This window comes from Shewanella algidipiscicola, assembly GCF_003605125.1.
In the GTDB taxonomy this organism is placed as follows: Bacteria; Pseudomonadota; Gammaproteobacteria; order Enterobacterales; family Shewanellaceae; genus Shewanella; species Shewanella algidipiscicola.
The window spans coordinates 400,736-425,006 of record NZ_QPQT01000001.1 but is presented as its reverse complement, the minus strand read 5'-3'; the positions used below and the strand labels follow the sequence as shown (position 1 = coordinate 425,006).

Below are 24,271 nucleotides of genomic sequence, written 5' to 3'. Positions count from 1 at the left end.
TGCATGGTTTTGGGTTTGGGTGAGTATGGTTTCATTCGGTGGTTGAGTGAAATAAAACTGCAATTTATGCGATATTCAGCTTTGAGTGACAACTGATCTTTTGTTAGTCTCAATTTGGAATGGGAGTGAAATAAAACAACGGAATGTAGCACTAAAGTTAACATAAAAAGTTAGCAGTAAAAGTTAACAGCAAACTGAACATTATAAAAGGTTAAGCCAACACATGAAGAAGAGTTTAATAGCAACAGCATTAGCGGCTGTCATTTTTGTACCAGCAGCATCAGCTATCGAAATTTATAAAGACGATAAAAATGCTGTCGAAATTGGTGGTTTTATTGACGCCCGAGTTATTAACACTCAAGGTGAGACCGAGGTTGTTAATGGCGCGTCACGTATCAACTTCGGCTTTACTCGTGATATGAGTGATGGCTGGAAAGCGTTCACTAAATTGGAATGGGGCGTAAACCCTGTTGGTAATAGTGATATTGTCTATAACAACCGTTTTGAATCAGTTCAGGATGAGTTTTTTTATAACCGTCTAGGTTATGTCGGCATCGTCCACGACACCTACGGTACCCTAACCATAGGTAAGCAATGGGGTGCTTGGTACGATGTGGTTTACAGCACAAACTATGGCTTTGTTTGGGATGGTAATACTGCTGGTGTATACACTTATAACAAAGATGATGGTGCTGTAAACGGTGTAGGCCGTGGTGACAAAACGGTGCAATACCGTAACTCATTCGGTGATGTCAGCTTTGCTGTACAAGCACAGTTGAAAAATAGCAGTTTCTATACGTGTGATTCAGATAATATCTCTGAAGAAGCATGTGAAGCGCTTTGGGTAAATGGCGATAGAGCGGCGCAACAAGTTGAGTTTAACTACACTTACGGCGGTGCAATTACTTATGCAGCAACTGAAAAATTGACCCTTACTGCAGGTGTAAACCGTGGTGAGTTTGACGTTCGTTTTGGTAATGGTGAACAAACAACGGCAGTCGATCTTATCTATGGTGCTGGTGTGACTTGGGGTAACTTTGATGATGCTGGCTTCTATGCGGCGGCTAACGTAAATAAGCAAGAAAACCATGATACTGATAACATCGGCCGCTTAATCAAAGATGCGTGGGGTGTAGAAAGTTTATTCTCTTACACCTTCGATAATGGTCTACGTCCATTTGTATCGTATAACATCTTAGATGCGGGCGATGATTATGTTATCCAGCCTAACTTCAACGCCGATCCTAACGATGTGTTTAAGCGTCAATTTGTGGTTGTTGGTTTGCACTATGTGTGGGATAACAATACTGTGCTTTATATCGAAGGTCGTAAAGACTACAGTGATTTTACTAGCGCTGATAAAGAGCAAGAAGCGAAAATGTCGTTATCTGAAGATGATGGTATCGCTATTGGTATTCGCTACACCTTATAAGTTGACAGTTTAACGTCGTCATCTTGAATAAAAAGCGCTTCATCATGAAGCGCTTTTTTTTGACTGCTCACAGCACTTTTACATGATTTTTTGATAGTTGTTCTATCCAATATCGTATTTGTCGTGAGGGCGTTCACTATGTTGATAACGCCGGCGTTAACACATTGTGTGCGAGTTTTACTTTTTTCATTTTAACGGCCTATTTTACCTATCTCTTTTGTTAATAGTGTTTGCCCTATCATGATGGTGTCCTGCTGTCGTGTGTTAGTTGTTAATTTCCCGGTATTAGCTGTAATTAATTATTTACATTCATTCGTGAGTGAAGATTGATTGAAGGAGGCTGGCGCTATTGTGAATTACATAGCCTCCTTCGCTATTAAACGAAAAATATCTACTTTATAAAATACTCATGTTAATGCTATTCGTGATCCTCGGGTGAAATATTTTTTATATTTTTCAATCTGATTAAAAACCAAAGTGGTGAGGTTAGTCCGTACTGACTATTTAATCTAGATAGTCTATAGGGCTTAGTTTTAAGTACGACAAAACTGACTGACCATATATTTAATAAGGTTTTCCTTCCATTTGCTTTTGGAGCCATTTGTAACATCCAATTCAGGTGCTAATGTATCTCGGTTGTCTAATTTAGTGTTTGCGTGTTACCGGATGAGGTGAGTATCTATGATTTTTATCTACCTGATAAATAATATTTTATGTTGAATTCTCTCATCGAGTTAATAGCGTGTTATGGGTTATGACAAGGGAAATGGTATATAACATTCCTGTTTAAACGCTTATAAATTCGGCTTTTAATAGTTAGTCTGTAAAAAATGGGTTGTAAGTGTTGCGAAATTGTTTCTCTTGTGGTCTTATCTTGCTTAGAAATTTAGCCGACAATGTTGCTTTCGTTGTCGTGTTAGATATTCGCAATAAAATAAAAATGATGTCCAGGGAGAAACAACATGTATAAAAATAGCCTATTAGCTAACTCAGTGCGTATCGCGCTAGTTAGCGGTGCTGCGTTAACCGCTTTCACCGCCCCAACAGCCTTTGCAGCAGATGAAATAGCTGATAACGTTGAACGCATAGAGGTGACTGGTTCACGTATTAAGCGTGCCGACTTGGAAACTGCGAGCCCAATCAGTGTGATCGATGCTTCATCAATCATTGCATCTGGTGCAACCTCTATTGATGATGTATTGCGTAATATGACATCTGCTGGTGGTGCAATGACTAACGCGGCCATTAACAATGGCTCACAAGGTAATGCACGTATTAACCTACGTGGTCTTGGCTCTAATCGTACGCTTGTGTTAGTTAATGGTCGTCGTATGATTGCCTCAGGTACTGGTGCTGCTTCAACAGTGGATTTAAACACCATTCCAGTATCAATGATCCAGCGTGTTGAAGTACTCAAAGATGGTGCATCGGCTATCTATGGTACTGATGCGATTGCAGGTGTTGTCAACGTCATTTTGAAGCGCGATTTCGAAGGTTTTGAAGTTAATGTCCAAACGGGATTGAGTGGTGAAGGTGATGCTGATGAAACGAGTATCGATTTTACTCTTGGCAACACGTTTGACAAAGGTAATATTGTTATCAATGGTCAATACACCAAACGCGGTGATGCGAGCCAAGCTGACCGAGATTTTTCTAAGTGTCCAATTGCTGAAACAACTGATGCGAGCGATATCTACTGCGCTGGTAGTGGTTACTCTCAGGGGGGGCATATATGGGGAGATAAAAACCACGGCATAGTCGGTTCAGGTCAAGATGGTGCTTATGCAATCGGTGATTCCGGTTACTATGGTCACTATGTAGCAGACCCTAAAACGGGTAAACCAGTATGGGAAGCTTTTGCTGATAAATCGGTTCCAGACCTAAGTGGTTTAGGCGGGCAGTATCATGACTTTACCGATGCAGATCGTTACAACTTTGCTGAAACTAGTTACCTGTCAACACCAATGGAACGCTTAAATCTATCATTTTCGGGAACTTATGAGTTAAGTGACTCTATTATGTTTTTCTCGGAAGCTATGTATTCTAAGCGTTGGTCAAATCAGCAAATGGCGCCTCAACCTATCTGGAATAGTTCTCCTTGGGCGTATGATTCATCTTGGATGACTCAGGAGCTGGTTGGTTTGGTGCAAGAGGGTGAAAAGCTTGATTACGGTCGCCGTGTGGTTGAGTCAGGTAATCGTTATTTCTCGCAGACAGTTGATACAGTGCGTGTCGTTGTTGGTTTAGAAGGCGAGTTGTCTAATGGCTGGTCTTGGGATGCCTCTTACAATAAGGGTAAAAATGATTCGGTAGATACTCTTGCCAACCTTCATAACTTAGGCTCAATTAACGATGCTGTAATGGCTAAAGAGTTTGACCCATTTAGTCAATCTTCTTGGGAAGGCGAAAGTATTGCACCTTATATTTACACTGAAGTAAATAGCGGTGGCAGTGAATTAGATATTTTCTCTGCAACACTTTCTGGTGAAGTGATGGAGCTTCCTGCCGGTATGCTAGGGTTTGCTGCTGGTTATGAATATCGCGAAGAGTCAGCGCATTTCACTCCCGACTCATTGACATCTCAAGGTCTTGCGAATGATCCACGTGTTGAAGGCACCGCTGGTTCATTTGATGTAAATGAGCTATATGCTGAATTAGCGATTCCATTATTAAGTGATCTTCCTTTTGCTGAGCAAGTGGATTTAAGCGCTGCGATGCGTTACTTCGACTACAGCACATTTGGTGATGACTCAACGTGGAAGTTAGGTCTTACGTGGCGTATGACTGAAGACTTAATGATTCGTGGTGGCCGTTCAACCGCGTTTCGTGCACCAACGGTGAGTGAGCTATACGGTGGTAAGTCACCATCATTTGAGCAAATTAAGCATCCAGCTACCACACAAACACAGGCTGAAGTTACCGTTGGTGGTAACCCAATGCTTACACCAGAAGAAGCTGATATCACAACAGTTGGTTTAGTCTACTCGCCAAGTTACGTTGAAGGTCTGTCTTTTACTGTTGACTATTTTGATATTGCAATTACCAATACCATCACTGAAGTTGACAATAACTATCTAGCAAATCAGTGTTTAGACGCCACAGGCAACAAGATTAATACGGGTGCTGCATTATGTCAGTCTTCTAATATTGAAATTGATGGTACTGGCCGTATTTCATTCGATAATGGCTTACAAAACATAGGTCAAACCAATACTTCTGGTTATGATATTAACGTAGCTTATGTCTTTGAAGGTCTTGGTCTAGATTGGAAAGCCGGTTTAGATACGTCGATTCTTGATACCTATGAAGAGTTTGATCCTGATGGTAATGCCGTTGATTACCGTGGTTATGTCACTGGTGGTGTAGGTGCTTACGCTAAGTTAAAGACTAACTTTAACCTTACCGCAACTGGCGATATCTGGAGTGCTACGTATGAGGCACGTTATATCGATGGTATGGATTCATTCGCATGTAAGGATGACCCATCTAAATGTTATGCTCCGAGCGTGGATAGCATTATTTATCACGATTTATCAGCAACCTACGATGTAACAGATATGGTGCGTTTAAGTGGTGGTGTGAATAATATCTTTGATGAAGAGCCTCCATACTATTCAGGTAATAACGATTCAAACACCGACCCATACACATATGACGTGTTAGGCCGCTATTTCTTCGTTAGAGCAAGTGTAAAGTTCTAAAGAGGACAAGTTAACTATACAATCTTTGTGTTGTAGTTAATTAAAGTCAAAAAAATCGAAAATCATGAATTTGATTTTCGATTTTTTTTATATGAGATGTTACCTTACCATGTTAATCGTATTCCAGTGCCAAGCCTGTTTTGTTTTTCCTAGCGTTTCATGTTGTACACGTAACGAGATCTAAAATTAAAGAAAGTATTTGCTATGCCAAGCTGGCTAACCATTGGTCGCTGGGTGGCGTTATTACGCCAGTTTAACTATTTCATTTACTCTATTTCATCGCTGAAAACCCGCTAATGCTTTAATGTATGTGCAACAAATAATCATTTAAATGGTTTTATATCTGCAACTTTGTTACTGCTTGGTTGTTTTTGTGTTTAAAAAAGGTGTTCTAGATAAAATGCTTTTTTTTCAGGTGTTTAATTTAGTTTTTAGCATGTTTCATGTTAATGCAGTCGTATCTAACTGAAACATAGTTAGTTGAAAAAACATATCTTATGTAAATTTTGCCGTGTAATCGCCTTTTCATAGGGTTTTAGCCCTTTTGAAATGTTGACATCGGTCAACATTTTGTGAAATGATGCCAGCGGGTCTGCACTTTATATGGTGTGGAGAGGGAAGATAATAACTAACAATCACAAGAGAAATACACACTTATAGTAACGGCATTCTAGCAAGATAAGCAGAAACCCATGTTGCTACAAAGTTAAACTTTTTATTTTCACTTCAAATTGGTTGGGAACTATGTCCAAGGTAAGCAATAGAACTAAAATCGCTACAGCGCTCGTAGGCGCGCTGGCCTTAGCAGGCAGTAACTTAGTGGTTGCCGATCCACTTTCTGATGTACAGAAAGCGGATGCGAGAATTCATTCAGATGCGGCTGCATCGCAAAAGAAAGTTGATAAATTCTACGATCAAGCACAAGACATGGCATTTGAATATGGCCAAGTCGCTGATACGCGTGAATCAACAAAATCATATAACGACTACGTTGCTGGATTGGTTGCAGACCAAGAAGCGACGATGAAACTTATCCAAGAAGACATCAATGGTGTTGATAAATTACGTCAAGGTGTTGTGCCATTAATGTTTAAAATGGTGGATGCGTTAGAGCAGTTTGTCGCTTTAGATCTGCCATTTAATAAAGAAGTACGTGAAGCTCGTATCGAGCGCCTGCGTGAAACACTTAATACTGCAAACGTAACACTTGCTGAAAAATATCGTCTTATTCTCGATGCATACAATATCGAACGCGAATATGGTTCAAAATTGAATGTTGAAACGGGTAAGTTGCAGCTTGATAGCAAAGAGATCTTGGTTGATTTTATCAACTTCGGCCGTGTCGGCTATTACGCTCAAAGCCTAGATCAAAAGTCTGCATGGATGTTCAATCCAGAGACAAAAGCATGGGATAAGCTAGAAGATGGCTATCTGCGTAACATAACTAAAGCTATTCGCCAGGCTCGTGGCCAAGGTGCTCCTGATATGTTCGCGTTACCAATCCCAGCTGCGGAGGCTGCACAATAATGAAAAAGTTAATCTCTACAGCAATCGTTGCTGCAACGCTATCTCTAACAGCGGGAATGGTCAGTGCCGCTGATGCACCTAAGACTATCGATCAATTGTTAAAGCAAGTTCAAAGTGATCGTGCTAATGCGGCTCAAGTCAATAAGAAGCGTGAAGCTGAATTTCAAGCTGAACGTGGCGATAAAGCTGCACTACTTAAGCGTGAAAAAGCAGCGTTAGCCGCTGAAGAGCAACGTGGCAAAGATCTCGCTCAAGCGTTTGCTGATAACGAGCGTAAAATTGCTCAGTTAGAAGAAGACCGCAAAATTGCTCAAGGTGACTTGGGTGAAATGTTCGGTGTCGTTAAAGGTGAGGCCGGTGATTTCGCAGGCAAATTAATATCTTCAAATGTAAGCGCTCAGTTTCCTGGTCGTGACGCATTTATCTCTGAATTAGGTGCTCGTAAAGAACTACCCAAAATTGAAGAATTAGAGAAGTTCTGGGAAGCACAGCTGTTTGAAATGGCTGAGTCAGGTAAAGTGGTTGCATTTAATGCAGACGTTACTGGTATTGACGGTAATGTTAGCAACACTAAAGTGATTCGTGTCGGTGCATATAACCTATTAGCCGATGGCCAATATGTTGTATATAACCCTGAACTGCATCTTATCCAGCAGTTATCTCAACAGCCTGGTGGTGAGCAAGTTGCTAGCGTTAAAAACTTTGAAGGTCAAACATCAGGCGTACACAAGCTGTTTGTTGACCCTGCGCGCGGTGTCCTATTAAACGTATTCACACAGAAAGCGACGTTAGAAGAGCGCATTGAAGCGGGTGGTACGATTGGTTATATCATTATTGCGCTATTGGTACTTGGTGCGATCATTTCAATCGAACGCTTAGTGACGCTTTATATTGTTGGTGCGAAAGTTAATGCTCAGCGTAAAAACATCGATAACCCTGGTAACAACCCACTTGGTCGTGTGTTAAAGGCTTACCATGACAATAAAGATGTCGATGTTGAAACCTTAGAGCTTAAACTTGACGAAGCCATCCTGAAAGAGACGCCAGCGCTTGAAACTCGTATCTCTATCATTAAGGTCCTTGCAGCTATTGCGCCTATGATGGGTCTACTTGGTACTGTGACCGGTATGATTGCAACGTTCCAAAGCATTCAGTTATTTGGTACGGGCGATCCTAAGCTTATGGCGGGTGGTATCTCTATGGCACTGATGACGACAGTACAGGGTCTAGTTGCGGCATTACCACTAATGCTTATGCATGCCATTGTTATTGCACGTAGCAAGTCAGTTGTTCAAGTACTTGAAGAGCAAAGTGCAGGTATCGTAGCCGAGCACGCTGAGAAGAGGAACGCCTAATGATGCTATACCTGATGGACATCTGGGATTCCGTCAGGGGCTTCATGGCCTCCGGAGGCGACGTCCTCTGGTTGGTTGCGGCAGTGCTATTTCTAATGTGGGTGTTAATGCTTGAGCGTTTTTGGTATCTCAATTTGATTGCGCCAAAAGAACATAACAACATTATCACCGCATGGAATAACAGAGAGGACTCTACCTCTTGGCATGCACACCGTATCCGTGAAGCTTGGGTATCCCAAGCGAAACAAGATATGAATGCTCGTATGCTGATTATCAAAACCTTAGTAGCTATCTGTCCGATGATAGGTCTACTGGGTACCGTAACCGGTATGATACAGGTATTCGATGTGATGGCAGTTCATGGGACGAGTAATGCTCGTATGATGGCAGCTGGTATTTCAATGGCAACCATGCCGACAATGGCGGGAATGGTCGCTGCGTTATCGGGAGTATTTTTTAGTACTCGCCTTGATGCAAAAATGAAGATCAGTATGGAAAAGCTAAAAGACAGCCTGCCACACCACTAGAGAGAGATTGAACATGGCACGTAAAAAGCATTCAAGTATAGAAGAAGAAGCACAGATTGATATGACACCGATGCTAGACATCGTGTTTATCATGCTGATCTTCTTTATCGTAACAACGTCGTTTATTAAGCCCTCAGGTCTTGACTACAATAAACCTGAAGCTTCTCAAGCGACGACTCAGAAGTCTGCAAACATCTTTATTGGTGTCAGCAAGACAGGCGTGATTAAGATGGAAAACCGTCAGGTTGACATCGAGCGTGTAACAGCTAACGTAGAACGTATGTTAGCTGAGTCACCAGAAGCGGCTGTGTTGATTGAAGCAGATAAAGAAGCTGAGCATGGCCTAGTTATCAAGGTCATGGACAACGTGAAGAAAGCCGGTATCGACAAGATTTCGGTATCAGCGGGGAAAGATTAATATGCTCAGAGCAATAGTATCATTATTAATTGGTGGTGCTGTTACTTTTGCCCTGTTTGTATTCATGGCCTTCTTGGTCGGTGGCGGCGCTAAACGCGCCGACACCGCAACTGAATCTCCAGTGATTGAGATCAGTATGGATAAACAGGATACAAAAGTGCAGGATAAGCCTAGGGTAAAACCTAAGCCACCTACACCGCCTGAGCAGCCACCTTTGCCTGATACCCCACCACCAGATAGCTCATCTGATATCGACACTAATATGTCGTTTAACATGAGTGGTGTAGTGGCAGGTTCTGCGAGCACAGGCTTTAAGCTTGGTAATATGATGACTCGTGATGGTGATGCGACGCCAATTGTGCGTATCGAACCACAATATCCTATCGCTGCTGCTCGTGATGGTAAAGAAGGTTGGGTACAACTTAGCTTTACTATTAATGAACTGGGCGGTGTTGACGATATCGAAGTGATCGATGCAGACCCAAAACGTATTTTCGATAGAGAAGCTAAGCGCGCACTCAGAAAGTGGAAATACAAGCCAAAGATTGTTGACGGTAAAGCCCTTAAACAGCCTGGTATGACGGTTCAACTTGACTTTAAACTCGATGGAGGCAAATAGAGATGCAAAAAGTGAATACGCTTGCAACTGCACTATTGTTTGCTATCGGTGGTAGTCTTGCTGTAGTGCCAACTGTAAATGCTGCGGAAAAGTGTCCCATTGAAAAGCGTCAGTCTAAGGCTGTCGGTCAAAACTCTGCTAAAAAAGTGCAGAAGTCTTTTGAAGCTTATCAAGAAGGCAACATTGACGAAGCGATTGCAGTATTGCTTGAAGCCAATCCACGCGATGATTTTGATAAGGCCTATATTGCCCGCATGTTGGGTAACTTTTATGCCGAAAAAAATCAGATGGCTACTGCGATTAAATACCTTAAAACGGCCGTAGATGCTGACATTCTTGGTGGTACTGATCATGGTGCAACGCTGCGTTTGTACGCGGACTTGTTAATCCAAGAGAAGAAGTTCAAAGAGTCTATTCCGCAATATTACAAGTGGATGGAGTTTACCTGTAAGGAAGATGCACAAGTGTATCGCCGTATAGGTATTGCTTACTCTGAACTTAAAGAGTGGGATAAAGTACTACAGGTCGTTGATAAAGGTCTTTCTATCAGTGATAAGCCAGATAAAGGCTTATATCAGATGAAACTGACGGCTTACTTCAACAAGAAAGATTATAAAAATGCCGTTAAAGTACTCGAGACCATGGTGCCATTGTTCCAACAAGATGGCCGTCTATGGGTACAGTTAGCACAGTTTTATCTGATAACTGAAGACTACACTAAATCGTTGGCGACTTATGATCTGGCTTATAAGAATGGATTTTTAGAAACCGCTGGTAATATCACCCGTTTAGCGCAGCTACTTGCGCAAAATGGTTCACCTTACAATGCGGCAAAAATCTACGAAAAGCATTTAAAAAGCGGTTTGATTGAAGAGGATGAGAAAACGCTCTCAATTTTGGCTGGCTTTTATCATAATGCGAAAGAGCTTGATAAGGCTGCCACCTATTATGGTAAAGCCGCTGTCATCAACAATGATGGTAAGTTATTCCTGAAACAGGCACGTTTATTGACATTACAAGAAGAGTACAAGCAAGCAATTCCTGTACTCAAAAAGGCGCTAGCAGCTGGTGATGTGAGTGAAGGTGAGGTTGAGTTTGAATTGGCATTAGCCTATCTTGGCACTAAGCAGTATAAAGCCGCGTATAACGCATGCTTAAAAGCTGCTAAAGACGAGAAAACTAAACGTACAGCTAACAGCTACCTTGCTTACATTAAAGAAAAGGCACGTATTTATAACGTTGCACTTTAACTTGTTGAGCCTAAAAAGCCCCTTTATGGGGCTTTTTTTATGCGGTAAATAAAATGGATAAACTATTGCACTTTAAGCTGATGTACCACAGCGTGCTGGCTTTTTTGTTGCTCTAATTGTTGAGACAGGCTACGCACATCGTCGAATAGTTGTTGAATATGCAGTGTGGCGACAGGCTGACACACAGATGCGGCTAATTGGTAATCTATTTTATGAGTATGTTTACGTTGATGATCATGATTGAAATGAGCGATTTTTTGCTCGATACGTTCAATCACAGTATAAGTACCTTGTGTATCAATATTGAATAGGCCTACGGCAAAGTTGTCCTGATTCATCCGAGCGATTAAGTCGCTAGTGCGCATCAGTGCCTGTTGCACTTGGCCTATGAGTAATTCTAATAAGTGAGCTTGTTTGTCGGTTTCATCAATCTGCGGGCATAGATACAATAAGGCTAATGTTTGACGCTCCCTGATATGGCGATGCCATTCGCGATTAAATATCTCCATAAAGTAGGTTTGGTTATAGACACCCGTTTCGGGATCCCTAAATCCAGAATGATTAAATGAGTAGATCATTGCCAGCTCCTTAGATTAATCTATTGACAAGTATAGAAAATAACTAGCAATTGCACAGAATATGAAGGAAAGCAAAAATGAAGAAAACCATTGTCGCAACGACCATCGCCGCGAGTATTATTCTCGGTGGTTGCTCAGACGCTCAGACGGGGTCGCAGGCCACTGTTACTGCTGATCCTAGTGTCGCCAGTACTACGGTGCAAACTGCTGAACAAGCGTATTTGGCTCTGGCTGATAACTATTTTAAGGATAGCCTAAAGCTTGAGCCGATTTATGCGACTTTTGTGGGAGTTAATGATTATAACGACCAGTTTGGCAGCGCATTGACTGAAACCTATTTAAAACAGCGCCATGAGTTAAACACTCGCTACTTAAAGCAGGTCAAAGCCATTGACCGAGATGCCTTGTCGCCAGCGTTGCAACTGAGCTATGACATGTTTTCTTATGACAGAAACGTAGCACTTGTTTCTGAAACCTTTCCTGAGCATTTCATGCCCATGAATCAGTTTTACAGCACAGTGATCAGCATGGTGCAATTAGGCAGCGGAGAAAGTGCCCAACCGTTCAATACTGTGCAAGACTATACTAATTGGTTATCACGTTTAGCTGGGTTCGTTGAGTGGACTAAATTGGCACAAACTCGGATGGATGAAGGCATTGCCAGTAAAGTGGTGTTGCCCCGAGTCTTGGTGGAGCGCATTATTCCGCAACTGCAAGCGCAGTTGGTCAGCCAGCCGCAGCAAAGCCTATTTTACGCGCCCATTACGCAATTGCCGGCTTCATTTACAGCACAAGAAAAAGCACAGCTGACGCAGCAATATACCCAATTTATTGATGAGCAGTTACTACCTGCACTGAGCCAGCTCACAGACTACTTTCAGCACACTTATCTGCCTATGGCCCGCGGCAGTGATGGTTGGTGGGCACTCCCTAATGGAAAGGTCTGGTATCAACACTTAGCCAACTCACATACCACTACCACCATGTCGGTTGATGAAATTCATCAGGTTGGTCTATCTGAAGTTGCCCGTATCTTGTCTGAAATGGATAAAGTACGTCAGCAAGTGGGTTTTGAAGGTGATTTAAACGCCTTTTTTGCGTCACTGTCATCTGAGCCACAATATTTTTTCAATGACCGTCAGGGGCTTATCGATGGTTATATGGCGCTGAAAGATAAAATTAATCTCGAGCTACCCAACTACTTCAATGTGATGCCCAAAGCGGATTACATTGTTAAACCTGTAGAGCATTTTCGTGAGCAGTCTGCTGCCGGTGCCTCCTATGATGCTCCTGCCGTTGATGGCTCGCGTCCTGGGGTATTTTATATCAACACCTTTAATTTAAAAGCCCAGCCGAAGTGGGGCATGACCACTCTCTCGCTACATGAGGCTGCTCCTGGACATCACTTTCAAATTGCTATTAAACAGGAGCTTAGCGATATTCCTCAGTTCCAACGCTTTGGCGGCTACACCGCATTTGAAGAGGGCTGGGCACTCTATGCTGAATACTTAGGCATCGAGATGGGCATGTTTAATGATCCTTACCAATACTTTGGTAAGTTATCAGACGAGATGCTACGCGCTATGCGCTTAGTGGTCGATACTGGCCTGCACGCTAAAGGGTGGAGCCGCGAGCAGGCGATTGAGTATATGAAAGACAATTCGCCAATGGCGGAGTCAGATATTATTGCTGAGGTCGAACGCTACATGGCTATTCCAGGACAGGCTTTATCATACAAAGTGGGCCAATTGAAAATTTTGGCTTTGCGCGCAGAGGCTGAACAAGCTTTAGGTGATAAATTTGATTTAAAAGCGTTTCATGATCAAATTTTGACCTCCGGTTCACTGCCAATGGCTGTGATGGAACAAAAAATTCACCACTGGGTCGCCGCGAGCAAGGCATAATCCTCTCTGCTGAACATCATCGTTCATTAAGCCCAGCAAATGTTTTATACTTGCTGGGTTTTATTTTACTTACTTTTGACACACTTTTAGGAGCGATACATGGTACAAGCAACTGCGCGTCATTTATTAGTCAGCAGCGAAGCACAATGCGAGCAATTAAAGCAGCAAATTTTGGACGGCACCGATTTTGCTGATGTCGCTAAAGCTCATTCATCTTGCCCATCTGGCGCTCAAGGTGGTGATTTAGGTTCGTTCGGCCCAGGCATGATGGTGCGTGAATTTGACGAAGTGGTATTTAGTGCGCCATTAAATGAAGTTCAAGGTCCAGTTAAGACCCAGTTTGGTTATCACTTACTTGAAGTGACCAGCCGCGGCTAAATTGAGGCAACACGATGTTTGAGCTATATACCAACAGGTTAAAGATTAGGTCGCTGCAACGTGAGGATTGGCAAGTTTACTTGTCAATCCACCAAGATCCGAGTGTGAACCAATTTGTTCGCCGACCGGATAGTGCTGAGGTTATAGCCGAAAAATTTGCTGCGCGGCTAACACCTTGGGTATTTGAATCGGGTGATTGGTTAACCTTGACTATTGAGGAGTTAACCACGGGGCAAATCGTGGGATTTACCGGTCTTCACGCCAGTAATGTCACACTTGCCCACGCCGAAGTTGGTTATATGCTCAGCCCAGGTAGTCATGGTAAAGGTTATGCAACCGAAAGCCTCAATGCCGTGATTGACTGGGGGTGTTTACAGTATCAAATTCATAAGTTTATTGGGGTTTGCGTTAAGGACAACCGTGCTTCTGCCCGAGTATTAGAGAAATGTGCTTTTCAACTTGAAGGCATTTTGCGCCATAACTACAAGCTTGACGATCTTTGGGTGGATGACTGTTATTACGGTTTACTGGCTTCAGAGCGTCCACTGTAGCGTGTCATCATGCACAAGTGTTATAATCGCGCCGATTTTTTTGAAAAAGGTATAAAGTGTGACCACAGCATCACAAACCCTAGCATTATTGCCAGGCGAAGAGTTTATAGAGCTCTATAAAGTATTAAAAGTACAGTCGATGACCGGCGGCGGTGGCGAAGCTAAATTCGTCATAAGTGAAGGCATGGTGACTGTCGATGGCGAAGTGGAAACTCGCAAGCGCAAGAAGGTTTCACCTGGGCAAGTGGTGAGCTTCAATGGCGAAAGCGTAATGATTGTCGCAGGCGAATAACGTCCTTAAGTAAGTGGAGTTAATAATGCAATTTCCAGATGATGATAATGGCAAAATGCTGGCCGCAATGGCGGAGTCCGGTATTGATTTGAGCAAGGCGCTTGATGTTGATTTTTTCCTTGTGTTTGAAGATCAGCGAGATGCTGAGTCAGCAGCAGAAGAGTTAGCTCAATCTGAACTCGAGGGCGAAATGGAATTACACCTCAACGATGAACTCGGTAAGTGGGAGCTTATCGTGTGCATTAACATGGTGCCTGAGTACGATGCGATTGTTAGTCAAGAGCTCGAACTCAATACCTTTGCCGCCGAGTTCGGTGGTGCCACTGATGGTTGGGGCGTCATGCAGCATCAGGAAGGCGATGATGAATTTGCTGACGATGAACACCAATGCAGTGATAACTGTCAGCATTAATGCTACCGACGATTGAAGCCACTGTATACAGTGGCTTTTTATTGCCTATTTCACAGACAGACCTTGTGTTTAGCTGGTTCTTACTCGCATTGATTTTAGGCTGGATTACATAAAACAATGCAAAAAAAGAGAAAACTTCTTTGCCTTGTTAATACAAACCAAGTCTAATAGCCGCAATTCTACTCCATTGATTTATAAAGCAGTCACTATGTCTTTCGAATTAACTTATGAGCTTATCGCCATTCTCTTTACCGTCGCAGTGATGGCTGGCTTTATCGATGCAATCGCCGGTGGTGGCGGGCTATTGACTATCCCGGCGCTGATGTGGGCGGGTCTACCACCAACCGCAGCATTAGCGACCAATAAGTTGCAGGCGTGTGGTGGTAGTTTTTTTGCCAGCCTGTATTTTATCCGCAAAGGCATGGTTAGTTTAACGCAAATGAAGCTGTCTATTGGCTGTGCGTTTATCGGCTCAGCGTTGGGTACGGTTGCCGTGCAGTTGATCGATGCCTCAGTATTGCAATTAGTATTGCCATTTTTAATGTTAACCATTGGCGGCTATTTCCTCTTTTCGAAGAAGATAAGCGAAGAGGACAAGCAACAACTACTTACCCCCACGGTGTTTGGCTTTACGGCGGCCCTAGGTGTGGGCTTTTACGATGGGTTTTTTGGGCCGGGGACTGGCAGCTTCTTTGCACTTGCCTTTGTGTCATTGGCAGGATTCGGGCTGGCAAAGGCGACTGCTCACGCTAAGGTACTTAACTTCTCAACCAATATCGCCTCGCTCATATTTTTTGCGCTCGGTGGCAAAGTGGTGTGGTTACTCGGCGCATTTATGCTTGTTGGTCAAGCGCTGGGAGCCACGCTTGGTTCGCGGATGGTGATGAGTAAAGGCAGTAAAATTATTAAGCCGCTAGTGGTGACCATGTCGATCGCGATGAGCGTAAAATTATTGTCGGATCAGTACGATCTCACTGCATGGTTTTAACGTTTCTAGGTTAATCGTCTGAGCTGCCGAACGTGCACACTGAAACTGAGTGCTAGACAATCACCATGGAATATTGCACAGTCAAAACTCATTTTTTACAAGGATACACCATGTTTAGTCATGTTATGTTTGGGGCCAACGATGTCGCGCAATCAAAAGTATTTTACGATGCAATCGTGCACGTTTTGGGGTACTCGGAAGGGGTGATAGATGAAAAAGGTCGTTGCCTATATTTTACACCCGATGGTGTATTAGGTCTCACGGCACCGATCAATGGTGAAGTCGCCACCCATGGTAATGGCATGACCATCGGCTTTAAAGCCAGCACTCTGGAACAAGTCCATGCGTGGCATGCTGCTGGCTTGGCTAACGGTGGGACCGCTTGTGAAGAGCCGCCAGGTGTACGTGGTAGTGGAGAGAGGCGACTTTATCTGGCCTATTTGCGCGATCCGTCGGGCAATAAAATATGTGCGACTCATTTTATGTAGCCGGCAACATAATAAGCTGCTGATAACGCGTTATTCTGTTTTTTGCGGAGTGACGCGTAATTCAATCGTCGAGTGTAAATCGAACAATGTATTTGCCTCTTACTCGGCTTTTTAGCTATATCTGCTTTAAATGGTCTGCTTGGCGTGGTGAACTACGAGTCACCTTGGCAGTGACGTAATCTATGATTGCACTTGTTTTATTGTACTTATCTTATTGATTTAAAATATTATCCCACTCAATGTTGCACCAACTGCCAAGATAAAAGTAGGTGACGTATGCCATCAAAACCCGATCCTAAGACGGCGATGCTGCAGCTTATCGAACAAGTAAAACAGGAGTTGCCTTTAACTGAGCCGGCTCATTTTGTCTGCGGCCCAGAAGGGAGTTGTATCGGTTGCCCTAAAAAATTACTCGAGTTGGTTGATAGTGAATTATCTTATTGGGAAACCGCCATTGCCAATGGTGATACGCCGCGACTTGGTGACATCTCCCGTTTCGGTAAACTGTGTAAAAATGTCAGGCGAGGGCTAATACGAAGCGGGGTTTTATAGGCAAGTCCTACAAATTGATTACTTACTCTCATCACCATTAGTAGTTTAGATTTGTGCCACTATGGGACAAATGAGATTTACGATATTGACTCGGTGTTTGAGTGAAAATGCTTTTAAAAGCATGAATAAAGGCTGAGTCAGAGTGGTAACCCAACTCGATGGCAATGCTTTGTATTGATAAAGGGCTTTCTAATAATTGTAACGAGAGGACCAGTTTAATATGTTGGCGCCATGACGAAAATGACTGGCCAAACTCTTTGCTACATAACCGCGACAACGTCCTACCCGATGCACCAACTTTTTCTGCCCATTGTGTGAGTGTTAATGCTGAGTCAGGCTGTTTTTGTAATTGTATGAATATCGACATTAACCTTCTATCGCTAGGAATAAGCAGAGGGATTTCATAGGGGTTAGCGATGGTGATTTGATCTTGCAATACAATAAGTAGATTACTCAGCATCTGTTCTGTGTTGTTGCAGTGAGCATGGTCGATTAACAGTAATATCAGGCTTTTCAAAAATGGCGTGATAAAACACGATTTGAGTGTGCTGCTGAAGCTAACGGTGTGGTTGGGATTTAGGTATAAGGTTAAAAATTGTGTCTGGGTGACCGCCACTGATTTATGACGAGTGTTTGCCGGTATGTACAACATGGCATTGTGAGGCACAATAACAGTATTTTGCTCGATAGTGGATTGTAGTAAGCCCGAGACAGGAAAAATGACTTGATGCCATGGGTGTGTATGCCAATCGTCAATATAATGGGCTTGCATGTCGATGGTTTTACTTACCATTTGATGGTGTGAAAATAGCGCTATTTTTTCATTTGCAGGCATATGTGGCGACTTATCGATGTTTTATGTCTTAACAGGTAAATTGAGACAGCTGTTTTTCAGATAGCATCATACCTTACTGATATTCACCATCAAGGTAACTAGATGCATATTCACTTTATTATTCATGAATCCTACGAAGGTCCAGCGGCTTTTAGTCAGTGGGTTACTGATAACGGCTTTAAACAAACCTCGACACACTTATATTTAGGTGAATCGCTCCCTGCGGTAATAGATTTTGACCTGCTGGTCATTTTAGGCGGCCCTCAGTCTCCATTAACTCGGCGTGATGAGTGCGCCTATTTTGATGTAGAACAGGAGATTAGCTTGATTAATAGATGTATTGCTAAGGGCAAAGCTTTGGTGGGTGTGTGTTTGGGAGCACAGTTAATTGGTGAGGCTCTCGGAGCCAAGTTTGAACATAGCCCGCAACGAGAGATCGGCTACTTCCCGATCACTATGACTGATGCAGCGTTAGCTTCGCCATTATTTGAATACTTTCAACTCACAGAAGTGGTTGGCCATTGGCATAATGATATGCCCGGTCTATTGCCGACCTCTAAAGTACTTGCCTACAGCCAAGCTTGTCCGAGGCAGATTGTTGAGTATGGCGATCTCATCTATGGCTTTCAATGCCACTTAGAGTTTACTCAAACATCAATATCTGCACTTATCGCCTCTGCTTTCGAGCAAGACGCTATGTTTGGTGAGCAATGGGTGCAGCATCCCGTTGACATGGCTGCTACGGACACGCGCGCCATGAATCGATTGTTGTTTCAATTTTTAGACAAGTTAGTTCTCAAATATAAAGCACATTGAGGACAGCTTGGCGTGTAGTCGTGTGATTCACGTGAACAATAGCAGGTATTAGACGGCGGTATTTAATTCGCCACTTCTAATAGGTGGCGCCGCTTATGCTATCGACTAGGTTCAACTACTGGTGTACCTGCTTCTTATGGCTTGAGGGGCGCGATTAATTTGCGGGAGGCACCTAAGGTCGTTGCCATCTGTTGCGGCATTTCTTACTATAACAACCATTAGATACGTTCGTATCCTCCTCATTTTTAAACGAGAACTGATGAAATTTATCCACACCTCGGACTGGCATATCGGTCGTCAGCTACATAATCAAAGTTTGCTCGACGATCAGCGCCATGTGTTAGCGCAAATTATCGAATTAGCCAAGGCGCACCAAGTTGATGCCATCGTGGTAGCGGGTGATATTTACGATCGCTCCGTGCCGCCAGCGAATGCGGTGGCGCTGCTCGATGATGTGCTTAATCAGGTGGTCAATGAACTGGGCATTCCGGCCATTTTAATTGCTGGCAACCATGACGGGCATGAGCGGTTAGCCTTTGCTTCGCGGCAGATGCTGAGCAGTGGTTTACACATTATTGGGCCGCTAAGTGACACAGTTCGGCCGATTAAACTTACCAGTGCAAGTGGTGATGCCCTCTTTTATCCGCTGCCCTATGTTGAGCCAGCAACGGTGGGCCATGTGCTCGATTGTGATGTGTCTAGCCATGAAGAGGCGATGGCTACACTGCTTGAGCAGGTCACAGAGCATGACAGTCAAGGATTGCCAAAGGTAGTGATTAGCCACTGCTTCTTAGATGGCGGCAGTGAGTCAGATTCAGAGCGCCCATTGAGTATTGGCGGCGCCGATAAAATTGCCCCACAGCTGTTTAATGATTTTAGTTATACCGCACTGGGGCATCTGCATGGCCCACAATATAAGGGCCAACCTTATATCCGCTATTCGGGCTCCATTTTGAAGTATTCCTTCAGCGAACAGCATCAACATAAATCGGTCACCTTGGTAGAACTCGATGAGGTAGGCGAGGTCAACATTGAGCTGTTGCCACTCACACCGCTTCGAGATGTACGTATTATCGAAGGTGAACTGGCGCAGTTATTAGCCGATGGTGTTAACGATCCCCAGCGAGACGATTATTTGATGGTGCGTTTATCCGATAAAAGCGCCATTTTAGATGCGATGGGCAAACTACGGACGGTGTATCCCAATGTGCTGCATCTTGAGCGAACAGGGCTGATGGCCCAAACCGAGCAGCTTGCCATTCGCAGCGACCATATCAAAAAGGGTGAGTTAGCCATGTTTACCGATTTCTTTAGTCAAGTGGCCGGTGAGCCGATGTCCGAAGAGCAGCAGCAATTAATGGCCGAGCTTCTCGACAGCTTGCATAAAGCGGAGGACTGCCAATGAGACCGTTAAGTTTGACCATGGCGGCATTTGGCCCTTTTGCTACTGAGCAAGTGATTGATTTTAAATTGCTGGGTAAAAACCCTTTATTTTTAATCAATGGCCCTACTGGTGCGGGTAAAACCACCATCTTAGATGCCATCTGTTTTGCGCTTTATGGTAAAACCACCGGTGATGAGCGCGAAGGATCACAAATGCGCTGTGATATGGCCGATGATGAGCGCCTCACAGAGGTGAGTTTTACCTTTGAACTCGGTGAGCGGCAATACCATATTCGCCGTGTACCAGAGCAACCTAGAGCCAAAAAAAGTGGTGATGGTTATACGGTGCAAAAACCTGAAGCTCAGCTTACGTGTATTGAACGCGATGGCACTGAGGTGCTGTTGGTGGCAGCTAAAGTGTCGGAAGCAACAGCGCAGATAGAGCAATTAACCGGACTCGATGTGGATCAATTTCGTCAAGTGATGGTATTGCCACAAGGTAAGTTTCGCGAGCTGCTGATGGCCGATTCTAAGGCGCGTGAAAAAATCTTCAGCCAACTGTTTCAAACTCATATTTATCGCAAGATTGAAGACAAACTCAAGCAGCATGCCTTAGGCATTAAAAAAGAGGTCGAGGCGATGCGCAATCGCCGCGACGGTGTTTTGCAAGGCGCTGACCTTGAAAGCGATGCGGCGCTCAATGATGAGCTTAAGGCGTTGGCTCCCGAGCTTGCCAGCGCGACTGAAAAAAAGGCTAAGATAGATAAACAAGTTCAACTGGTGAGTCAGCAACTGGAGCAGGCTAAGCAGTTAACTGCTGAGTTTTCCTCGCTAGAGCAGCTTAACTTATTAGCTAGGCAACTCGATGAGCAAAAAACGCAGATCGACCAGCAGCAACAGCAGTTACTCGCCGCGCGTAATGCCAAGCAGCTGCAACCTGTTTATCAGGCGGTTGAGGCTCGCAAGCTTGAGTTAACCCAGGCTACTGAGCAGCAATTGAAGTCGCAGGCGCATCAGCAGCAAAGTGAAGCTATGCTCAATCAAAGTCTTGCTGCGATAGAGACGCTCCCCGCACTAGAAACTCAGCAGCAACAGACATTAACCACGCTTCAGCAGCGTCGTACCTTATTACCGCAACTTAAACAGCTTGAGCAACTGAAGGCCCATGTGAGTGACAGCCAGCAGCAGATGACTCATGCCGAACAGTTAGGTAAGCAGACAAAAGCAAAACTGGCGCAGTTAAATGATGAAAAGCTGGCAGCCCAGGCCCAAATGCCAGAGCTAAAAGCCCATAGCCAGCAGTTGCTCACGTTGCAGCAACAGATAAGCGATACCAAACATCATTTGCAGTTTTATGCTCAGTGGCTGCGCGGCAGCGCTGAGATGGAGCAAATCAATGCTCGCTTAGTTAGCGCAAAAGAGCATGGGGTGCAACTACAAGCGCACCACAAACAGTGCGAAATCCACAATCAAACGTTGACGTTACGCTGGCATCAGGGCCAAGCGGCCATCTTAGCGGCACAGTTATCTGCTGGCGAGGCGTGTCCCGTTTGCGGCAGTCTTGAGCATCCACAGCCCGCACAAAGTGAGCAGGTCGTGCCTACAGATGAGGAGCGCGAAGCGGCGCAAGCTAATGAGCAGAGCGCATTAACAGCGTTGACCAATGCTCGCTCAGACTATCGTCAGCTAATAGAAAAATTAAAGGATGTTGAGCAAAGAAACCGTGAATTAGCTGAGCAGCTACCCGGTATCGACAGCCTTACGCAAGCTGGCCTTGAAACCACGCTGGGGCAGCTTGAACAACAATTTGCAGCGGCGACGAAAGCGCAGCAACAACTGGTTGATATTGACAGCCGCCTGACGGCCTTACAGCAACAAGAGGTGCTGCTTAATCAGCAGCTTGAGCAAGAGCGCGAACAATATCGTCAACTGGAAAAACAGTTTAATGAAAGCGCAGGTCAGCTTAAGCAGTTACAGGCCGCGATACCGCAAGAACTCGTTGACTTAACGGCACTCGAGCAAGAGATCGATAAGCTGGAGCAAACTGCAGCGCAGTTGAAGCTGCAGATTTCATCTTTGCGTGAGCAACATGCTAAAGCTGAGCGGCAATCCGCCAGCGCAGCGGCGCAACTGCAATCGACGAATGAGACATTGGCAAGAGCGAATGAGCAGCATCTGCTGGCAGTAAGTGAGTTTGAGCGACAGTTACAAACCTCTAAGTTTGACTCCTTAGCCGCCTTTCAAGTTGCCATGTTAACGGACGAGCAAATTGCTGTTTTAGAGCAGCAGATCAAGCAATATGAGCAGCGCTGTATCACCAACAAAGCCAATATCGCGCAATTAGAGACCAAACTAGCAGGCTGCACACCACCTGATATTGCAGCAATCACAGACAGTAAGACACAGCTTGAGGCGCAGCAGCAAAGTGTACTTAATCAATGGCAACAACTGAGCGGCCGTATGCGGCAACTAGAACAAACCGCGGAGCAGCTCAACAGCCTAGACACGCAATCGAAACAGCTTGAAGCCCAGTATGCCGTGGTCGGGACACTGTCTGATGTGGCCAATGGCAACACAGGTAATAAGATAAGCTTGCAGCGTTTTGTGCTCAGTGTGCTACTCGATGATGTATTACTTGAAGCCAGCCATCGACTGCAAATGATGAGTAAAGGGCGTTACCGTTTGCTGCGCAAGGAAGACAAGACTAAAGGTAACAAAGCCTCGGGACTCGAACTTGAGGTAGAAGATGCCTATACCGCAAAAGTACGCTCGGTGGCGACCTTAAGTGGCGGAGAAAGCTTTATGGCGGCACTATCGATGGCACTGGGATTATCGGATGTGGTGCAGGCGTATGCGGGGGGCATTAAACTCGATACCCTGTTTATTGATGAAGGTTTTGGCAGTTTGGACCAAGATTCACTCGAACTTGCCATAAGAACATTAATGGATCTGCAATCGGCAGGGCGTATGGTGGGGGTGATCTCCCATGTAAGCGAGATGAAAGAGCAGATTGGCAGCCGCCTCGATATCATTAAAACGGCGACGGGTAGCACTATTAAAGTGATTTTACCTTAGTCTTAATTTGTTATTGGTGATCAAGTATATTAGTCCCGACTAGATCTGACAGACTTCTTTGTTTTCGTCTTGCTATTACTGCGCAGCCATCATTGCGACAGTGGCTAATATGATGCATATTGAGAATCGTTTGGTAGCAATTTTTCTGGTTACATAGGCGTATCAATCTCTTTTTAAAGACTCTTTTTTAAAGGTACACTGTGTGCAGTACCCACAATTTAAGCCGTCTTTGCGACGGTAAATACATCAATAACAAAGATAGGACTACAAATGGCAAAGGTCGCATTTTTAGGGTTAGGCGTCATGGGTTACCCAATGGCGGGGCATCTGGTGAAACAGGGGCATGAGGTAACAGTGTATAATCGCACTACAGCAAAGGCGTTAGCTTGGGCTGCAGAGTTCGGTGGACAGTACCAAGCAACCCCATTCGATGCTGCTAAAGGACAAGATTTTGTCATTGTTTGTGTTGGTAATGATGATGATTTGCGTGCGGTGATCTTAGGTGAGCAGGGAGCATTGGCGGCAATGCTGCCAAGTAGCGTCTTAGTTGACCATACCACAGCCTCTGCCGACGTTGCTCGTGAGATTGGCACGGCGGCAGCAGCTAAAGATGTTGGTTTTATCGACGCGCCGGTTTCTGGTGGTCAAGCGGGCGCTGAAAATGGCGTATTGACTGTGATGGTTGGCGGTGCACAAACCACATTCGATGCCGCTAAGCCAGTGATGCAAGCCTATGCTCGTTGTGCGGAGCGGCTAGGTGAGGTGGGCAGTGGTCAACTGACTAAAATGGTTAACCAAATTTGCATTGCAGGTGTAGTTCAAGGACTTGCTGAAGGGCTTCACTTTGCGCGAAGTGCAGGACTTGATGGCGAAAAAGTGGTTGAGGTGATAAGTAAAGGCGCGGCGCAATCTTGGCAAATGGAAAATCGTTATCAGACCATGTGGCAAGGGGAGTATAATTTAGGCTTTGCTGTTGATTGGATGCGTAAAGATTTGGGCATTGCATTAGATGAGGCCAGACGCAATGGCTCGCAACTGCCTCTAACTGCCTTGGTTGATCAATTTTATTGTGATGTACAGGCCAGTGGTGGCGAGCGCTGGGATACTTCTAGCTTATTATCGCGTTTAGAGCGACACCGAAAATAGTCGTCTCAGGCCGCAGTGTTCTGCAGGCATAGTCGGTTATGTCA

22 protein-coding genes are annotated in these 24,271 nt (G+C 44.4%); 20 read left to right on the top strand and 2 right to left on the bottom strand.

Annotated elements, in window-relative coordinates:
- The first annotated feature begins 223 nt into the window (after nucleotides 1-223).
- The 8 genes from DVO77_RS01795 to DVO77_RS01760 all read left to right on the top strand — a co-directional run bounded on the left by DVO77_RS01795 (nucleotide 224) and on the right by DVO77_RS01760 (nucleotide 10,829).
- Nucleotides 224-1,432: a porin gene (locus DVO77_RS01795; protein WP_119977043.1), complete on the top strand. Its 1,209-nt coding sequence runs from the start codon at nucleotides 224-226 to the stop codon at nucleotides 1,430-1,432.
- A 962-nt stretch (nucleotides 1,433-2,394) separates the two neighbouring features.
- The gene (locus tag DVO77_RS01790; protein ID WP_119977042.1) at nucleotides 2,395-5,133 is read left to right on the top strand and encodes a TonB-dependent receptor; all 2,739 of its coding nucleotides are present in this window, start codon (nucleotides 2,395-2,397) and stop codon (nucleotides 5,131-5,133) included.
- 744 nt (nucleotides 5,134-5,877) lie between these two features.
- Nucleotides 5,878-6,660 carry a DUF3450 domain-containing protein gene (locus tag DVO77_RS01785; RefSeq protein WP_119977041.1) on the top strand — a complete coding sequence of 261 codons (783 nt, stop codon included), beginning with the start codon at nucleotides 5,878-5,880 and terminating at the stop codon, nucleotides 6,658-6,660.
- On the top strand, nucleotides 6,660-8,015 hold the full coding sequence (locus tag DVO77_RS01780; protein ID WP_119977040.1) for a MotA/TolQ/ExbB proton channel family protein: 1,356 nt from the start codon (nucleotides 6,660-6,662) through the stop codon (nucleotides 8,013-8,015). The genes DVO77_RS01785 and DVO77_RS01780 overlap by 1 nt, the downstream gene beginning before the upstream one ends.
- On the top strand, nucleotides 8,015-8,542 hold the full coding sequence (locus DVO77_RS01775) for a MotA/TolQ/ExbB proton channel family protein (RefSeq protein WP_110456700.1): 528 nt from the start codon (nucleotides 8,015-8,017) through the stop codon (nucleotides 8,540-8,542). Before DVO77_RS01780 ends, DVO77_RS01775 begins: the two co-directional genes overlap by 1 nt.
- Before the next feature lie 13 nt (nucleotides 8,543-8,555).
- The gene (locus DVO77_RS01770; protein ID WP_110456699.1) at nucleotides 8,556-8,960 is read left to right on the top strand and encodes an ExbD/TolR family protein; all 405 of its coding nucleotides are present in this window, start codon (nucleotides 8,556-8,558) and stop codon (nucleotides 8,958-8,960) included.
- A 1-nt stretch (nucleotide 8,961) separates the two neighbouring features.
- Nucleotides 8,962-9,579 (top strand): energy transducer TonB, encoded by a 618-nt coding sequence (locus tag DVO77_RS01765; protein ID WP_110456698.1) that lies wholly within the window; start codon nucleotides 8,962-8,964, stop codon nucleotides 9,577-9,579.
- A 2-nt stretch (nucleotides 9,580-9,581) separates the two neighbouring features.
- Nucleotides 9,582-10,829: a tetratricopeptide repeat protein gene (locus tag DVO77_RS01760; RefSeq protein WP_119977039.1), complete on the top strand. Its 1,248-nt coding sequence runs from the start codon at nucleotides 9,582-9,584 to the stop codon at nucleotides 10,827-10,829.
- 62 nt (nucleotides 10,830-10,891) lie between these two features.
- On the opposite strand, the gene DVO77_RS01755 is transcribed toward DVO77_RS01760, so the two are convergent.
- Nucleotides 10,892-11,407 carry a diguanylate cyclase domain-containing protein gene (locus DVO77_RS01755; protein WP_119977038.1) on the bottom strand — a complete coding sequence of 172 codons (516 nt, stop codon included), beginning with the start codon at nucleotides 11,405-11,407 and terminating at the stop codon, nucleotides 10,892-10,894.
- Nucleotides 11,408-11,484: 77 nt separating this feature from the next.
- On the opposite strand from DVO77_RS01755, the gene DVO77_RS01750 reads away from it, so the two are divergent.
- The 8 genes from DVO77_RS01750 (at nucleotide 11,485) to DVO77_RS01715 (ending at nucleotide 16,972) form a co-directional block, all read left to right on the top strand.
- Nucleotides 11,485-13,311 (top strand): DUF885 domain-containing protein, encoded by a 1,827-nt coding sequence (locus DVO77_RS01750; protein WP_119977037.1) that lies wholly within the window; start codon nucleotides 11,485-11,487, stop codon nucleotides 13,309-13,311.
- A gap of 99 nt (nucleotides 13,312-13,410) precedes the next feature.
- Nucleotides 13,411-13,689 (top strand): peptidylprolyl isomerase, encoded by a 279-nt coding sequence (locus DVO77_RS01745; protein WP_110456694.1) that lies wholly within the window; start codon nucleotides 13,411-13,413, stop codon nucleotides 13,687-13,689.
- Between the two features lie 14 nt (nucleotides 13,690-13,703).
- A complete protein-coding gene (locus DVO77_RS01740; protein ID WP_119977036.1) occupies nucleotides 13,704-14,240 on the top strand; it encodes a GNAT family N-acetyltransferase in 537 nt (178 codons plus the stop codon).
- A 58-nt stretch (nucleotides 14,241-14,298) separates the two neighbouring features.
- Nucleotides 14,299-14,532: an RNA-binding S4 domain-containing protein gene (locus DVO77_RS01735; RefSeq protein ID WP_110456692.1), complete on the top strand. Its 234-nt coding sequence runs from the start codon at nucleotides 14,299-14,301 to the stop codon at nucleotides 14,530-14,532.
- A gap of 25 nt (nucleotides 14,533-14,557) precedes the next feature.
- Nucleotides 14,558-14,944, top strand: a complete 387-nt coding sequence (locus DVO77_RS01730) for a ribonuclease E inhibitor RraB (RefSeq protein WP_110456691.1) — start codon at nucleotides 14,558-14,560, stop codon at nucleotides 14,942-14,944.
- A gap of 208 nt (nucleotides 14,945-15,152) precedes the next feature.
- Entirely contained in the window at nucleotides 15,153-15,932 is a 780-nt protein-coding gene (locus DVO77_RS01725) for a TSUP family transporter (protein WP_110456690.1), read from the top strand.
- Between the two features lie 110 nt (nucleotides 15,933-16,042).
- Nucleotides 16,043-16,420, top strand: a complete 378-nt coding sequence (locus tag DVO77_RS01720; protein ID WP_119977035.1) for a VOC family protein — start codon at nucleotides 16,043-16,045, stop codon at nucleotides 16,418-16,420.
- A gap of 276 nt (nucleotides 16,421-16,696) precedes the next feature.
- The gene (locus DVO77_RS01715) at nucleotides 16,697-16,972 is read left to right on the top strand and encodes a hypothetical protein (protein WP_110456688.1); all 276 of its coding nucleotides are present in this window, start codon (nucleotides 16,697-16,699) and stop codon (nucleotides 16,970-16,972) included.
- 37 nt (nucleotides 16,973-17,009) lie between these two features.
- Here the strand turns inward: DVO77_RS01715 and DVO77_RS01710 are convergent, their stop codons facing one another.
- On the bottom strand, nucleotides 17,010-17,807 hold the full coding sequence (locus DVO77_RS01710) for a helix-turn-helix transcriptional regulator (protein WP_110456687.1): 798 nt from the start codon (nucleotides 17,805-17,807) through the stop codon (nucleotides 17,010-17,012).
- A 102-nt stretch (nucleotides 17,808-17,909) separates the two neighbouring features.
- Between DVO77_RS01710 and DVO77_RS01705 the strand changes: the two genes are divergently transcribed.
- The 4 genes from DVO77_RS01705 (at nucleotide 17,910) to DVO77_RS01690 (ending at nucleotide 24,227) form a co-directional block, all read left to right on the top strand.
- A complete protein-coding gene (locus DVO77_RS01705; protein ID WP_119977034.1) occupies nucleotides 17,910-18,623 on the top strand; it encodes a glutamine amidotransferase-related protein in 714 nt (237 codons plus the stop codon).
- Nucleotides 18,624-18,882: 259 nt separating this feature from the next.
- Nucleotides 18,883-20,028: an exonuclease SbcCD subunit D gene (locus DVO77_RS01700; protein WP_119977033.1), complete on the top strand. Its 1,146-nt coding sequence runs from the start codon at nucleotides 18,883-18,885 to the stop codon at nucleotides 20,026-20,028.
- The gene (locus tag DVO77_RS01695; RefSeq protein ID WP_119977032.1) at nucleotides 20,025-23,081 is read left to right on the top strand and encodes an AAA family ATPase; all 3,057 of its coding nucleotides are present in this window, start codon (nucleotides 20,025-20,027) and stop codon (nucleotides 23,079-23,081) included. Before DVO77_RS01700 ends, DVO77_RS01695 begins: the two co-directional genes overlap by 4 nt.
- Before the next feature lie 270 nt (nucleotides 23,082-23,351).
- The gene (locus DVO77_RS01690) at nucleotides 23,352-24,227 is read left to right on the top strand and encodes an NAD(P)-dependent oxidoreductase (RefSeq protein WP_119977031.1); all 876 of its coding nucleotides are present in this window, start codon (nucleotides 23,352-23,354) and stop codon (nucleotides 24,225-24,227) included.
- The last annotated feature ends 44 nt before the right edge of the window (nucleotides 24,228-24,271 follow it).

Coding starts and splice junctions, on each gene's coding strand:
- DVO77_RS01795 (WP_119977043.1), top strand. CDS start 224: ATGAAGAAGAGTTTAATAGCAACAGCATTAGCGGCTGTCATTTTTGTA.
- DVO77_RS01790 (WP_119977042.1), top strand. CDS start 2,395: ATGTATAAAAATAGCCTATTAGCTAACTCAGTGCGTATCGCGCTAGTT.
- DVO77_RS01785 (WP_119977041.1), top strand. CDS start 5,878: ATGTCCAAGGTAAGCAATAGAACTAAAATCGCTACAGCGCTCGTAGGC.
- DVO77_RS01780 (WP_119977040.1), top strand. CDS start 6,660: ATGAAAAAGTTAATCTCTACAGCAATCGTTGCTGCAACGCTATCTCTA.
- DVO77_RS01775 (WP_110456700.1), top strand. CDS start 8,015: ATGATGCTATACCTGATGGACATCTGGGATTCCGTCAGGGGCTTCATG.
- DVO77_RS01770 (WP_110456699.1), top strand. CDS start 8,556: ATGGCACGTAAAAAGCATTCAAGTATAGAAGAAGAAGCACAGATTGAT.
- DVO77_RS01765 (WP_110456698.1), top strand. CDS start 8,962: ATGCTCAGAGCAATAGTATCATTATTAATTGGTGGTGCTGTTACTTTT.
- DVO77_RS01760 (WP_119977039.1), top strand. CDS start 9,582: ATGCAAAAAGTGAATACGCTTGCAACTGCACTATTGTTTGCTATCGGT.
- DVO77_RS01755 (WP_119977038.1), bottom strand. CDS start 11,407: ATGATCTACTCATTTAATCATTCTGGATTTAGGGATCCCGAAACGGGT.
- DVO77_RS01750 (WP_119977037.1), top strand. CDS start 11,485: ATGAAGAAAACCATTGTCGCAACGACCATCGCCGCGAGTATTATTCTC.
- DVO77_RS01745 (WP_110456694.1), top strand. CDS start 13,411: ATGGTACAAGCAACTGCGCGTCATTTATTAGTCAGCAGCGAAGCACAA.
- DVO77_RS01740 (WP_119977036.1), top strand. CDS start 13,704: ATGTTTGAGCTATATACCAACAGGTTAAAGATTAGGTCGCTGCAACGT.
- DVO77_RS01730 (WP_110456691.1), top strand. CDS start 14,558: ATGCAATTTCCAGATGATGATAATGGCAAAATGCTGGCCGCAATGGCG.
- DVO77_RS01725 (WP_110456690.1), top strand. CDS start 15,153: ATGTCTTTCGAATTAACTTATGAGCTTATCGCCATTCTCTTTACCGTC.
- DVO77_RS01720 (WP_119977035.1), top strand. CDS start 16,043: ATGTTTAGTCATGTTATGTTTGGGGCCAACGATGTCGCGCAATCAAAA.
- DVO77_RS01715 (WP_110456688.1), top strand. CDS start 16,697: ATGCCATCAAAACCCGATCCTAAGACGGCGATGCTGCAGCTTATCGAA.
- DVO77_RS01710 (WP_110456687.1), bottom strand. CDS start 17,807: ATGCCTGCAAATGAAAAAATAGCGCTATTTTCACACCATCAAATGGTA.
- DVO77_RS01705 (WP_119977034.1), top strand. CDS start 17,910: ATGCATATTCACTTTATTATTCATGAATCCTACGAAGGTCCAGCGGCT.
- DVO77_RS01700 (WP_119977033.1), top strand. CDS start 18,883: ATGAAATTTATCCACACCTCGGACTGGCATATCGGTCGTCAGCTACAT.
- DVO77_RS01695 (WP_119977032.1), top strand. CDS start 20,025: ATGAGACCGTTAAGTTTGACCATGGCGGCATTTGGCCCTTTTGCTACT.
- DVO77_RS01690 (WP_119977031.1), top strand. CDS start 23,352: ATGGCAAAGGTCGCATTTTTAGGGTTAGGCGTCATGGGTTACCCAATG.